Origin of the sequence: Gleimia europaea ACS-120-V-Col10b, from assembly GCF_000411155.1 — a bacterium.
Taxonomy (GTDB): Bacteria; Actinomycetota; Actinomycetes; order Actinomycetales; family Actinomycetaceae; genus Gleimia; species Gleimia europaea_B.
This window is the reverse complement of the sequence record NZ_KE150266.1, coordinates 958,047-971,299: the sequence shown is the minus strand read 5'-3', so window position 1 is coordinate 971,299 and position 13,253 is coordinate 958,047. Positions and strand designations below refer to the sequence as shown.

Annotated in this window: 9 protein-coding genes; 4 read left to right on the top strand and 5 right to left on the bottom strand. The window is 55.8% G+C overall.

What is annotated here, in order from left to right; all coding sequences use genetic code 11:
• Window positions 1-89 precede the first annotated feature (89 nt).
• The 4 genes from HMPREF9238_RS04415 to feoB all read left to right on the top strand — a co-directional run bounded on the left by HMPREF9238_RS04415 (window position 90) and on the right by feoB (window position 8,199).
• Window positions 90-2,555: an ATP-dependent Clp protease ATP-binding subunit gene (locus HMPREF9238_RS04415; RefSeq protein WP_016444247.1), complete on the top strand. Its 2,466-nt coding sequence runs from the start codon at window positions 90-92 to the stop codon at window positions 2,553-2,555.
• Window positions 2,556-2,761: 206 nt separating this feature from the next.
• Window positions 2,762-5,464 (top strand): pyruvate, phosphate dikinase, encoded by a 2,703-nt coding sequence (gene ppdK / locus HMPREF9238_RS04410; RefSeq protein WP_016444246.1) that lies wholly within the window; start codon window positions 2,762-2,764, stop codon window positions 5,462-5,464.
• A gap of 288 nt (window positions 5,465-5,752) precedes the next feature.
• Entirely contained in the window at window positions 5,753-5,977 is a 225-nt protein-coding gene (locus tag HMPREF9238_RS04405) for a FeoA family protein (protein WP_083938916.1), read from the top strand.
• On the top strand, window positions 5,974-8,199 hold the full coding sequence (feoB, locus tag HMPREF9238_RS04400) for a ferrous iron transport protein B (RefSeq protein ID WP_016444245.1): 2,226 nt from the start codon (window positions 5,974-5,976) through the stop codon (window positions 8,197-8,199). Before HMPREF9238_RS04405 ends, feoB begins: the two co-directional genes overlap by 4 nt.
• A 295-nt stretch (window positions 8,200-8,494) precedes the next feature.
• Here the strand turns inward: feoB and HMPREF9238_RS04390 are convergent, their stop codons facing one another.
• From HMPREF9238_RS04390 to HMPREF9238_RS04370, 5 genes are all read right to left on the bottom strand, one after another.
• Window positions 8,495-9,133 (bottom strand): sugar O-acetyltransferase, encoded by a 639-nt coding sequence (locus HMPREF9238_RS04390; RefSeq protein ID WP_016444244.1) that lies wholly within the window; start codon window positions 9,131-9,133, stop codon window positions 8,495-8,497.
• Window positions 9,133-10,155, bottom strand: coding sequence for a LacI family DNA-binding transcriptional regulator (locus HMPREF9238_RS04385; RefSeq protein ID WP_016444243.1), 1,023 nt, complete (start codon window positions 10,153-10,155; stop codon window positions 9,133-9,135). The genes HMPREF9238_RS04390 and HMPREF9238_RS04385 overlap by 1 nt, the downstream gene beginning before the upstream one ends.
• 21 nt (window positions 10,156-10,176) lie before the next feature.
• Window positions 10,177-11,010 carry a carbohydrate ABC transporter permease gene (locus tag HMPREF9238_RS04380; RefSeq protein ID WP_016444242.1) on the bottom strand — a complete coding sequence of 278 codons (834 nt, stop codon included), beginning with the start codon at window positions 11,008-11,010 and terminating at the stop codon, window positions 10,177-10,179.
• Window positions 11,010-11,912, bottom strand: a complete 903-nt coding sequence (locus tag HMPREF9238_RS04375; RefSeq protein WP_016444241.1) for a carbohydrate ABC transporter permease — start codon at window positions 11,910-11,912, stop codon at window positions 11,010-11,012. Before HMPREF9238_RS04375 ends, HMPREF9238_RS04380 begins: the two co-directional genes overlap by 1 nt.
• A 68-nt stretch (window positions 11,913-11,980) precedes the next feature.
• On the bottom strand, window positions 11,981-13,252 hold the full coding sequence (locus tag HMPREF9238_RS04370; RefSeq protein WP_016444240.1) for an ABC transporter substrate-binding protein: 1,272 nt from the start codon (window positions 13,250-13,252) through the stop codon (window positions 11,981-11,983).
• Window position 13,253 lies beyond the last annotated feature (1 nt).

The following is a 13,253-nucleotide window of genomic DNA, read 5'->3' as shown; positions in this document are numbered from 1 at the left end:
CGGCGCGTTTCTCGCTTATGGTGAACAAACGCGATTTTAAGTAGCCGTGCCTCTACTGTGTAGTTAGTAGATTTTTAGGAAGGCTGACTATGTTCGAGAGGTTTACCGACCGCGCCCGCCGCGTTGTCGTGTTAGCGCAGAATGAGGCACGCAATCTCAATCACAACTACATCGGCACTGAGCATTTGTTGCTGGGGTTGATTGAAGAGGGCGAGGGCGTTGCCGCTAAAGCTCTGGAGATGTCCGGGATTGAGCCGGAGGCTGTCCGGGCTACGGTTGTGGAGATGATCGGTAAGGGCTCGTCCGCTCCCGAGGGCACGATTCCGTTTACCCCGCGAGCAAAGAAGGTTTTGGAGTTTGCTCTGCGTGAGGCGCTCCAGCTGGGCCATAACTACATCGGAACGGAGCACATGCTGCTCGGTTTGATTCGTGAGGGCGAGGGCGTGGCTACGAAGGTTCTCGTCGAACTCGGCACCGATTTGGGGCAGTTGCGTGAGACGGTTATCCAGTTACTTCGCGGCTACCAGCGCCAGGCTGGCGGCGGGCGTGAGGCCGTGGGCGTGGGCGGTCCGGCGCGCGAGCCGCAGACGAATTCGGCGCTGCTGGAGCAGTTCGGCCGCTCGCTTACGAATGCTGCTCGCGAGGGGTCGCTTGACCCGGTGGTTGGTCGCGTGCAAGAGATGGAACGCGTGATGCAGATTCTGTCGCGTCGCACCAAGAACAACCCGGTGCTGATCGGTGAGCCGGGTGTGGGTAAGACCGCTGTGGTTGAGGGCCTTGCGCAGGCGATTGTGCGTGGCGATGTTCCCGAGACCCTGCACGATAAGCAGATTTACAGTCTCGATATGGGTTCGCTGGTGGCGGGCTCGCGTTATCGTGGCGATTTTGAAGAGCGTTTGAAGAAGGTACTGAAAGAGATTCGCACGCGCGGCGACATCATTTTGTTCATTGATGAGATCCACACGCTGGTGGGCGCGGGCGCGGCTGAGGGCGCGATTGATGCGGCCCAGATTCTGAAGCCGATGCTGGCGCGCGGTGAGCTCCAGACGATTGGTGCAACCACGTTGGAGGAGTACCGCAAGCACATTGAGAAAGACGCGGCTTTGGAGCGTCGTTTCCAGCCGGTAAAGGTAGAAGAGCCTTCGGTTGAAGAGACCATCGCAATCTTGAAGGGACTTCGTGACCGTTACGAGGCGCATCACCGGATCATCATTTCGGATGAGGCGCTTGCGGCCGCAGCGCAGATGGCTGATCGCTACGTATCGGATCGTTTCATGCCGGATAAGGCTATCGATCTTGTAGACGAGGCCGGTGCACGTATGCGTATTCGTCGTATGACGGCGCCGCCAGAGCTGCGCGAACTGGATGAGCGTATCTCTAAGGTGCGTCGTAATAAGGAGTCCGCGATTGACGATCAGGACTTCGAGCGGGCGGCCGCGCTTCGTGATGAGGAGAAGAAGCTGACGGAGCAGCGCGAAGAGAAGGAGCGTTCGTGGCGCGCTGGCGACATGGACACGATCGGCGAGATTGGCGAGGCTGAGATCGCGGAAGTTCTCGCAATGGCTACGGGTATTCCGGTGGTGAAGCTGACGGAGGCTGAGTCGCACAAGATTCTCAACATGGAGGCGGAGCTCCACAAGCGCATTATTGGCCAGGAGGACGCGGTTCGCGCTCTGTCTCAGTCGATTCGTCGCACCCATTCGGGTTTGAAGGATCCGAAGCGTCCGGGCGGCTCGTTCATTTTTGCGGGCCCCACGGGCGTGGGGAAGACGGAGCTTGCGAAGGCTCTTGCCGAGTTCCTATTCGGCGATGAGGAAGCCCTGATCCAGTTGGATATGTCGGAGTTTTCAGAAAAACACACGGCCTCGCGCCTGTTCGGTGCCCCTCCGGGATATGTGGGTTACGACGAGGGCGGTCAGCTTACCGAGAAGGTGCGTCGCCGCCCGTTCTCCGTGGTACTGTTCGACGAGGTGGAGAAGGCGCACGCCGATATTTTCAACTCGCTATTGCAGATCTTGGAAGAGGGTCGCCTGACGGATTCGCAGGGCCGCGTGGTTGATTTCAAGAACACGATCATCATCATGACCACGAACCTGGGTACGCGCGACATTAATAAGGGTGTGCTTACGGGCTTCCAAGCCACGGGTGCGCAGGCGAATGATTACGATCGCATGAAGCAGAAGGTGAATGAGGAGCTAAAGCAGCACTTCCGCCCCGAGTTCTTGAACCGCGTGGATGAAACGATCGTATTCCCGCCGTTGCAGAAGGAGCAGATCGTTAAGATCGTTGATCTGATGATCGCGCGGCTGGATGAGCGTATGCGTGAACAGGATATGAAGTTGGAGATGACCGAGGCCGCACGTTTGCTGCTTGCGGATAAGGGATTCGATCCGGTGCTTGGTGCTCGTCCCCTTCGCCGTGCCATTCAGCGGGAGATTGAAGACATGCTGTCGGAGAAGATCCTGTTTGGCGAGATCAAGAGTGGCGACACTGTGCGCGTGGATGTTGAAGGCGAGGAAGGGGAGCAGCACTTTACCTTCACGCCGGTTCGCTAACCCGCTGCAGGGTGGCGAGTCTTTCACGTGACCTCCCGGTTCTAGGGCCGGGAGGTTATTGTTGCACAAAGTGTGAGCATTTTTGCAGCGATGGCTCTCAGTTAACGCAACTTGGTTCCAAGTTGTTACCCTGGGAGCAGTGTGCGAGCACTAGCCGCGATGGCGTGGCTATGTAGAAATTCGGTTATAGAAAGTAGAGGCCACGAATGGTCAAGTACGTCTACCGCTTCTCCGAGGGCGATAAAGACATGAAGGACTTGCTTGGTGGTAAGGGTGCAAACCTTGCCGAGATGACCAAGCTTGGGCTCCCGGTTCCTCCTGGGTTCACGATTACTACGGACGCGTGCCGTGAGTATATGAAGCAGGGTGGGGTTCCGGCGGAGCTTGCGCCGGCAGTCACGGAAAATTTGGCTTCGGTTGAGGAGAAGATGGGACGCAAGCTCGGCGATCCGGACAATCCGCTACTCGTGTCGGTTCGTTCGGGCGCAAAGTTCTCGATGCCGGGCATGATGAATACGGTGCTTAACATTGGCCTCAACGACGAGTCCGTGCTGGGTCTTGCAAAGGTTTCGGGCAACGAGCGTTTCGCGTGGGACTCCTACCGCCGCCTGGTGCAGATGTTTGGTGACACCGTGCTTGGCGTTGATGGTGCTCTCTACTTGGACGCGCTAGACAACATTAAGGAAAGGCGCGGCGTTCACTTTGACCACGAGCTTTCCGCAGAGGATCTGAAGGAGCTCGTAGTCGAGTTCAAACAGATCACTAAGGAAGCGGCGGGCCGCGACTTTCCACAGGATCCGCGCGAACAGCTTGATCTTGGTATTGAAGCGGTATTCCTGTCTTGGAACACGGAGCGCGCCAAGATTTACCGCCGCCGCGAACGCATTTCGGATGATCTTGGTACCGCTGTAAACGTTCAGACCATGGTGTTTGGCAACATGGGTGAGGATTCGGGCACGGGTGTTTGCTTTACACGTGACCCCTCCACCGGCCACTCGGGCGTGTACGGCGATATTTTGATGAACGCTCAGGGCGAGGACGTGGTTGCCGGTATTCGCAACACGGAGCCTTTGGTTGAGCTGGAAACGCATGACAAGAAGTCGTACGACGAGCTACTTGCGATCATGGATAAGCTTGAGAAGCACTACCAGGACCTGTGCGACATCGAGTTCACGATTGAGCACGGCAAACTGTGGATGTTGCAGACGCGTGTTGGTAAGCGCACGGCTGCCGCCGCATTTCGCATTGCTACCCAGCTGGTTGATGAAGGCTTGATCGACATGGATGAGGCGCTTACTCGCGTGACGGGTGAGCAGCTGACCCAGCTGATGTTCCCGCAGTTTGATGCGAAGGCGAAAAAGACTTTGCTGACGAAGGCTATGGCCGCTTCGCCGGGCGCTGCCGTTGGTGAGATTGTTTTCAATAATGAGGACGCCGTTGTTGCTGCCGAGGAAGGCCGGAAGGTTATTCTGGTTCGCCGTGAGACTAACCCGGATGATCTTCCGGGCATGGTTGCAGCCGAGGGTATTCTTACCGCTCGCGGAGGAAAGACCTCGCACGCGGCCGTGGTTGCGCGTGGCATGGGTAAAACCGCTGTTGTTGGCGCTGAGGAACTGGTTGTTAAGGAAAAGAAGAAGTTCATTCAGGTTGGCGACCAGGTTCTCCATCACGGCGACGTGATTGGTATTGACGGCATGACCGGTGAGGTGTTCGTTGGTGATGTTCCGGTTACTGATTCGGCTGTGACTACCTACCTCGCTGAGGGCCTTGAGGCTGGTCTTGCGGCGGCTGCAGATGATGAGATGGTTGCGGACTTGATTAAGTCGGTGGATCGTCTTTTGACGCATGCTGATCACAGGCGTCGCCTGGCTGTGCGTGCGAATGCGGATACGCCAGACGATGCGGCTCGCGCACTTAGCTTTGGCGCGCAGGGTATTGGCCTGTGCCGTACGGAGCATATGTTCCTTGGTGAGCGTCGCGCCCTGGTTGAGCGCGTGATTCTCTCCCCCGCTGAGTCGCAGGCTCGCGCGGAGGCACTTGCGGAGCTGGAGCGCCTCCAGTTTGCTGATTTTGAGGACATGCTGCGCGTGATGAATGGCCGAGAGATGACGGTTCGTTTGATCGACCCGCCACTTCACGAGTTCCTCCCGGATCTCACTCAGCTTGAGGTGAAGGCTGCGGTGCAGCGTGCTCAGGGTGAGGAGCTTTCGGCGGAGGATCGCAAGGTTCTGGAGGCGGTTCGTCGCCTGCATGAGACCAACCCGATGCTTGGTACTCGCGGCGTTCGTCTAGGTATCTTGTTGCCGGGCTTGTTCGCGCTTCAGATCCGCGCTCTCGCGCAGGCTACGCTGAAGCTCAAGAAGGAGGGGCTGGATCCTCGCCCAGAGATTATGGTTCCCCTCGTCGGTTCGGTTCGTGAGCTGCACAAGGTGCGTGTCGAAGCTGAAGCTTTGATTCGCTCCGAGATCGCCGCTTTCGAGGTGGAGCACGACTTCCCGATCGGCTGTATGGTTGAGCTTCCACGCGCGGCTATCACCGCTGATGATTTGGCCCGTGATGCTGACTTCTTCTCGTTTGGCACAAACGACCTGACTCAGACGGTGTGGGGCTTCTCGCGCGATGACGTGGAGGGCACGATATTCCCCACCTACATCGAGAACTCCGTGTTTGGGGTGTCGCCGTTTGAAACCATTGATCAGCGCGGCGTGGGTGAACTTGTGCGCATGGGCGCGCAGCGGGGCCGTAGCACGAAGCCGAACTTGAAGCTCGGCATTTGTGGTGAGCACGGTGGTGACCCGGATTCTATCCACTTCTTCCACAAGACGGATCTGAACTACGTGTCCTGTTCGCCATTCCGCGTTCCGGTGGCTCGTCTGGAGGCGGGCCGCGCAGCGGTGCTGGACGGTTAATCAGGAAGGCTTCTTAGAAGCTTTAACTGACCTTGACAGTTGGGGCTGGAGAGAGTTGTGTGACTTTCTCCAGCCCCAAAACTATTGTGGTAACACAACCGTTTCGTAAATTGCGGTATTTACGATCGTATATCGTTGTGTAATTTCTTCGATGCTGAGTTTTCAGCGTTTTGGCGACACGGGGCTTTCCTTGTAAATACGCTTAAAACTATTTTCTGCGCCTTCGCGGAGGTTTGATTTACGCAAAGGTCGTTGCGGGGTAGGTATGCCTTATCTAATCTTTTTGGTGTGAAACTTTCTGAGTGTAAGCGCGGTGATGTTGGCCAGCTGCAAAATGTTGAAATCCAACCGTGTTACCAGTTGCGGGTGCAAGAACTTGGTTTGCGTTCAGGAGCGCATTTCGCGGTTGTGAACCGCGCCGCCTTTGGAGGCATGGTCCTAAATATAGGAGGAGCGCGAGTCGCCGTTGACCATCGTTCTTCCAAACTGATTGACGTGGAGTTAGTTAAGTGAGTTGTCCAAAGTGTTCGCCCAAAAATCCGCAGTCTTGTGATAATCCGCAGGCCAGGTCTGTCCTCTTAGATGTGAAGGATGTTCGTCATCCACGCGATACCGTGGTGCTGGTTGGTAACCCAAACGTTGGAAAGTCCACCTTCTTTAACGCGGTTACGGGTGCCCACCAGGCGGTGATTAATGCTCCGGGTACAACCGTGGAGCTCATGCAGGGGCGTTCCACGGCGCTGGGTGCGCGTGTTATTGACCTTCCCGGCACGTACTCGCTGGTAGCCAATTCTGAGGACGAGCAGGTCGTTGTCGATACTTTGGCAGGTGCAACGGGATCCGCTACGGACATGGCGTCGGGGCAGTCGATTGACCTGGTGGTCATGATGCTCGATGCCTCCGCGATGACGCGCAGCTTGTATCTGCTGGGCCAAGTGGCGCAAACCGGGCGTCCAATGGTTGCGGTCATTACCATGGCGGATGTGGTGGAGCACGAGGGCGAGGTAGTTGACGCGGCAGCGCTTTCGAACACGCTCGGCATCCCAGTGTTAGCAGCGGACGTGCGCACAAAACAGGGTGTGCGCGCGGTTGAAGATATGATCCGTTCAGCTCTGATTTCTCGCCCGCGAGTGAAGTCGATACTGCCTGACCCAACGGCTCCGGGCTTCAACCAGGTGGCGGCGCAGGCGGCGTTTGACCAGATTGACCAGTCGAAGTCCCCGCAAATCCTGGGTATCGGTGAGGGCGCTCCAGTTTCGAGCGCACTAGATTGCGGCTGTTCCGCAGCTGAAAACAGGAGTATGGGGCCGGCCGACTCTTCTGCGGAAGCGGCCCGCCTGGCTGACACCTCCGAGTTTGATCGCGCGGCGAAGCTATTTGCTTGGGTTGAGCGGGTAGAAGAGCAGGCTGGACGCAAACGCGATTCGGCCCGTGAGCCGTCGCGTTCAGACAAGATCGATTCGCTCCTTCTCCATCCGCTAATCGGCATCCCGGTGTTCTTCCTCCTCATGTGGCTCCTATTCCAGGCGGCGGGGAGCTGGGTTGGTCCTTTACAGGACTTCTTCGATGGGCTGTTCTCCAGTACCGACGAGGGCGCTTTCTCGCTAGCTAACCTTTTGAAACTTATTTTCGCTGGCGTGGGCTTGTCGGGTACTTGGGTTGAGTCACTGTTCGTGAACGGTCTTGCGGTTGGTTTGGGCGTGGTTGCCTCGTTCGTTCCGCTGATGTTCGTGATTTTCTTGGCGATCGCGATCTTGGAAGATTCTGGTTACATGGCGCGCGCAGCGTTCCTGGGCGATCGCGTGATGCGTATGATCGGCCTGGATGGGCGCGTAATCTTACCTCTGATTATGGGCTTTGGTTGTAACTTGCCGTCGCTTGCGGCAACACGCACGCTTCCAAATGCGAAGCAGCGTTTGGTTACTACGCTGATTATCCCGTACACTTCCTGCGCGGCCAGGCTCACGATTTATTTGATGATTGCGCGAATCTTCTTCCCAGATAACGCTGGCAATATCGTGTTCTTGATGTATGTCTTGTCGCTGCTCATGGTGGTGCTCGGAGCGCTCGTGCTGAAGCCTTTCATCACCAAGGGCGAGTCGAGGGCGCCGCTAATGCTGGTACTCCCGGCCTACCAGATGCCGCGTATTTTCGTGATTTTGCAAAACACTTGGAACCGGGCGTGGGCGTTCGTGAAGGGCGCTGGCAAGATCATCGTGGTGATGACTCTTGTGGTGTGGTTGATGGGTTCAATCCCGATGGCAAAGGGATACTCCTTCGCTGATGAGGAGTTGCCGATGGAGAACTCCCTATATGGTTCAACCGCGCGCGCTCTTGAGCCGGTGTTTGCTCCCACGGGTTTTGGTGAGTGGCACATGACTGGCGCGCTGATGACGGGCTTTGTGGCTAAGGAAACGTTGATTTCTTCGATTGTGACGTCCTACAACTTGGATGAGTCTGCAGCAGGTGATGCTGAAGATGGTGGCGACGATCTTGGTTCGCTGCCGGAGCTAGTGACGGCATCGTTTGCGAAGAGCGCGGGAGAGAAGTACGCGTCTTTGGCGGCGTTCGGATTCTTAGTGTTCGTGCTGACTTACACTCCGTGTTTGGCTACAGTGGCGGAGCAAAAACGTCAGATCGGTGGGCGCTGGACGCTTGGCGCAGTGGTAGTCCAGTTAGCGGCAGCCTGGCTGCTGGCAGTGCTGGTGTTCCAGGCGGGGAAGCTATTCCTGTGATCGTGGAAAACCGGCCACCTCTTTACCGGTTAATGGATGAGCTCCAGCAGGGGGCAACTTTGGAGTCTGCCGCCCAGCGGGCGGGGATGAGAGTTGAGATAGCGCAGGTGATGGTAGATCACTTGCGGCGCTCGGGGCGTCTGGAAAGCGCAGGGTCGCTGTGCTCATCCGGATTGGGGGCCTGCGGCGGTGGCACTTCAGATGAGGTGAAAGTCCACTGCGCAGGCTGCCCCCTCTCGGTTGGTTAGTAGGTGGCCGGATCCGTTAGCCGGGGCAGAACAAGTCTGCGTTGAAGCTAGTCGTTGAACTCCAAAGTTCCCGGCTCCCTGTACTCCCACTCCAGGTCTTCGTCGGTGATTCGCCTGATGATTCTGGCGGGCACTCCGGCTACAACGCACATGGGCGGCACATTCTTGGTCACCACGGCTCCGGCGCCCACAATAGAGCCTTTGCCGATGGTTATTCCGGGAAGTACAACAGCGTGAGCACCGATCCACACGTCATCCTCGATGGTGATAGGTGCAGAAAACTGCGTGCCGTCCCTGCGTAGCTGCGGGTGAATCGGGTGGTTAGTGGACGTTAGAGTCACATTGGGCCCAAACATCACGTTGTTGCCAATGTGGATCTCGTAGTCGTCCACAAGCGTCAAACCCGTGTTGGCGTAAGCGTTACCAGAAAACGTGGTGCGATAGCCGTAGGCCACAGAAATAGGCGGCTCGAGAAAAGCGTTTGAAGCGCTTTGTCCAAACAGTTCCGCAATGAGTTCCTTACGCAGGGCCTCGTCATCTACGGTAGTTTGATTGAATCGCGCCACCAGGCGTTTAGCCCGATCCCGCTCGCTCTTAAGCCCTTCCAAGCCCTCGTAGGCGTCGCAGTACAGTTCGCGCTCTTCGATGCGCCGGCGAACTTCTTCTTCCGAAAAATAAGCGGCCATCAGTCTATTCCTTCTATCCGCGGGCAGCCGCAAGATTCCCCTGGCACCAGTGCAACAGGGAAAATCATGTGTTCTCGTAAAGGCTCGTAAGGTTCTTTAACGAGGGTTTCGACTGCGGTGGTAAGCATTTCGTTAATGGGCTGTCTTACAGTGGTGATTCGAGGTTGAACATACTTAACGGTGTCCGTGCCATCGAAGCCCATGATGGCAACGTCTTGCGGGACGCGAACTCCAGCTTCTGTTACTGCTTTTTGGAAACCGATAGCTAGTGCGTCAGAGAAACAGAACACGGCGGATGGGCGCGAATCTAGTTTTAGGAACCGCTTTCCAGCTTCGTATCCGCCCTCCAGTGACCACGAAGTCATGATCGGGGTGAGGGGTTCTAACCCCGCATCGGATAGTGCCCGATGGTAACCAGCTAACCTGGTGTTATCGCCGGGGAACAAGCCGCCTAATACTGCCAGGATTTGTTCGTGCCCGTGGTCGATTAGGTGCTGGGTAGCTATTCTGCCTCCCTCGGCAAAATCGGGGCCAAGGGTGGTGAAGTGTTCCAGGCCAATCTGGCGGTCCAAAAGAATGGTGGGTACGGGAAGTTTTTGGTGGCGCCAATCGTCGTCATCGAGCGCTGAGACCATAACGATGAGACCGTCCACTCCCCATGAGAGCATTTCGCTGATAACGGTTCTTTCAGTTTCCGGATCGTTATGCGTGTTGGAAAGCAGCATGGAGAGGTTATGGCGTGACAGTTCTTGATCCAGCCTGTGCACCACGGCGGAGTTAAACAGGTGCTTTACGTTGGGAATAACCACGCCGCACGTCTGCCTAGCTCCAAGCCGTAGCGCTCTTGCAGTGCCGCTGGGGTGGTAGCCAAGCTCTTTAATGGCTTCAAGCACTCTAAGGCGGGTGCTCTCAGCTACAGGCCGGGGGCCGTTGTTCACAACGTAGCTGACAACGGCGGAGCTGACGCCGGCTCGAGCGGCCACCTCGTCTCGAGTTACCCGGCGCTTTGTTTCAGCCCGCACGTTGCCACCACCTTGAAATCATTACTTCACTGCGCCTGCAAGCATGCCCTTCATGAAGTACTTTTGCAAGAACAGGTATGCGACTAGCACGGGGATTACACCAAGGAACGATCCGGCGATTGCTGCGTTCACGTTAGATCCAGCCGCGCCGAAGAACGATGCGATCGTAGGAGCCAGAGTGCGCATTTCATTTGTAGTCATAATGTAGCTACTTAAAGCGAATTCGTTCCAAACGTTAGTGCCGGTGAGGATAACCACCGTGATTGTCACGGGTTTAAGCAAAGGTAGCACGATGGAGAAGAACGTCCGCAGGGTTCCCGCACCATCAATCTTTGCCGCCTCTTCCAAACTTTCAGTTATGCCGCGCAAAGACTGCGTGTAAAGGAAGATCGCCTGGGGGAGCGCGAAGGCTGCCAGTGGCAAAACCAGACCCATGTAGGTGTTCATCATGCCGAAGCTCTTTAACAGACGGATCAAGGGAACAAGGATGGACAGTGGGGGAATCATCATGACGGTAAGCGTCAGCATGAGAATTGTTTGATTCCACCTTGTCCGACGGCGCGCAAGCGGGTAGGAGGCTAGTGCACCAACAATGACCACGATCGCTGTGGCCAGGATGGTAACTATTGCCGAGTTCAAAATGGCTTGGCCTACGTGTCCGCGCTCCCAAGCAATGGTGAAGTTCTCAAGCGTGGATCCACCAAAGGGGATCGCCCACGCCGAGCTTTGGTCTCGCGAACCTTTAAAGGACGCAACTACTCCCAAATAAAAAGGTACTAACTGTACAAGGCAGACCAATACCAGGAGGAAAAGAATGAACTTGGGAGTTTTTACAGAGTTCTTGTTTGCACTCATCACAGCCCCACTCTCGTAGCGCGTCTATCAAGCCAACGGTTTGTAATAACCGTGAATAGAACGATTATGAAGAACAGCACCACGCCTTGCGCGGCTGCGTAACCGGCGGCTTGACTGCCAAAGTAGGTGCGTCCAATCAACGTTGAAACGGAGTTAGTGTCAAAGCCCGGACCTCCATCGGTAAGAACCTTGATGATGTCGTAGAGTTTCAGCCCGCCGATCAGGTTAATAACTACGGAGGCGGCGAATGCCGGGTGGAGCATTGGCCAGGTGATGTCCTTGAACTGTTGCCAGCCGTTAACGCCGTCAAGTTGGGCGGCTTCGTGAACCTCTGCTGGGATCGACTGCAAACCGGATAGATAAATGATCATCGAGACGCCAACGAACTGGAACGAGTTAATGAACACGATTACGGCGATAGCAAAGTTGGAGTTTGCCAGGTAAGCGACAGGCTGAACCCCAAACGCTTCCAGGATTCCGTTCAAAGCGCCTTGGCGGTAGCGGAATACGAGGTAGTAGAAGGTGCCCATTACCACTGGTGAGATGAGTACCGGCAGGTAGATAATGGCTCGCACACTGTTGGAAATCTTGCCGGAGCGCTCTAGTAGTACGGCCAGAAAGAGGCCAATGATTTGCTGCAGTACCGTGCTTCCAACTCCGTAAATGAAGGTGTTGCGCAGTGCTACAAGAAAGTTGGGATCGCTTACCAGCCTCGTGTAGTTAGACCATCCTGCACTGGAAAGAGTCGGCGAGTATCCATCCCAACTGGTGGTGGATAGGTATGCGCCTTGGAGTACTGGCCATACGAGGAAGATAGCGAAGATTGTTAAAGCGGGAACATACATCAGGTTTATGGAAGAACCTTTAAAGAATCTGCGCACCGCTGCTTTTGTGTCACTCATGGTTCACCTAATCGTGGTAATGAGGTGGGGTAAAATCTGCCGATTTTACCCCACCTCTAAGCAGATGATTACTTCTGCTGTGAGTACAGCGTCTGGTACTGGTCTGCCATCTGCTGAGCAGCCACCTCCGCTGTCATTTGACCATTGATCACGCCGTCGGTGGTGGTAATAATGGTGTTCCACATGCCGTTAGGCAGGTAGAGACGGTCAAAGAACGGCATGGTCGGAATCTCGCCGGGGGCAACGTACTTATCGAAGCTCGGCTGCAAGTTGCCCAGGTCTACTTCAACGTTGGTTAGGCCAGCGTAAGCGCCCATAGACTCAAGGAATGGCTTTGCATTCTCAGGCTGTGCGAGGAAGTCAAGGTACTTCAAAGCCAGCTCTTCATTCTGGCTGGTCTTGGAAACGCCGAATGCGCTCACGCCTTCGCCACCAACCATGTAGGGGCCGTCAACGCCGGGCATCGGCATGAAGCCGAGGTTTGCATCCGGGTTGTACTCGTAAGCCGTGGAAAGAACGAACGGCCAAGAGATCGCAAAAGCTGCGGTGTTGTCAGCTAGCTGACGTGACATGTCGTCAAGCGTTGCGGACACGTAGTCGGGGTTGAAGAATCCCTTTTCCTGCCACTTTTGAACGTGAGAAGTTACTCCCTTAACCCACAGGTCGGTGCTGAAATCGCCATTCTTGAACGCTTCGTTTTGCTCGGGCGTGAATGCGCCAGAAGCAATGTAGTTGCCAACGTCGCCAGCGTTTGATTCTTTACCGGATGCGGTGATTGGAGAGATGTTGAGCTCGTCCTTGATCTTCTGCATTGCAGCGTCGACGTCATCCCAGGTCTTTAGCGAATCCGGGTCAACACCTACCTTGTCCAGGATTTCGTAGTTGACCAAGAGACCCGTGGTTGAGTACTCAAGAGGAAGGGCGTAGATGTTTCCGTCGGCGTCATACATGACGTTGTCGAGGCCCTTGCTGACGTGCTTTGCCCACGGCTGGTCGTTCAGCGGGCGCAAGTAGGGGCTGTAGCGGTTAACAGACCAGCCGTGCGTTGAGAATACGTCTGGAACTGAATCTGAAGCCATCTTGACCTTCATGTCATCTTCGAACGAAGAGGAAGCGAAGGTAAGATTTACCTTGGAGTTCGTTTCGCTCTCAAACTTGGCACTCAGCTCCTTGATCATCGATTCTTGAGGTGAGCCGGTTGGCATGTTCATGAACACGTCAATGGATCCGCCCGCAGCGCTGTCGCCTCCGTCAGAGCCCGAGCCTCCCGAACAGCCAGCTAAGCCAAGAGCCAGTGCTGATGCCGCTACGGTTGCAACGAAAATTTTCCCTTTTCTCATC

Bases quoted from the DNA above. Each gene is read 5' to 3' on its own strand.
- HMPREF9238_RS04415 (WP_016444247.1), top strand. From the start codon at position 90: ATGTTCGAGAGGTTTACCGACCGCGCCCGCCGCGTTGTCGTGTTAGCG.
- ppdK (WP_016444246.1), top strand. From the start codon at position 2,762: ATGGTCAAGTACGTCTACCGCTTCTCCGAGGGCGATAAAGACATGAAG.
- HMPREF9238_RS04390 (WP_016444244.1), bottom strand. From the start codon at position 9,133: ATGGCCGCTTATTTTTCGGAAGAAGAAGTTCGCCGGCGCATCGAAGAG.
- HMPREF9238_RS04380 (WP_016444242.1), bottom strand. From the start codon at position 11,010: ATGAGTGCAAACAAGAACTCTGTAAAAACTCCCAAGTTCATTCTTTTC.
- HMPREF9238_RS04375 (WP_016444241.1), bottom strand. From the start codon at position 11,912: ATGAGTGACACAAAAGCAGCGGTGCGCAGATTCTTTAAAGGTTCTTCC.
- HMPREF9238_RS04370 (WP_016444240.1), bottom strand. From the start codon at position 13,252: ATGAGAAAAGGGAAAATTTTCGTTGCAACCGTAGCGGCATCAGCACTG.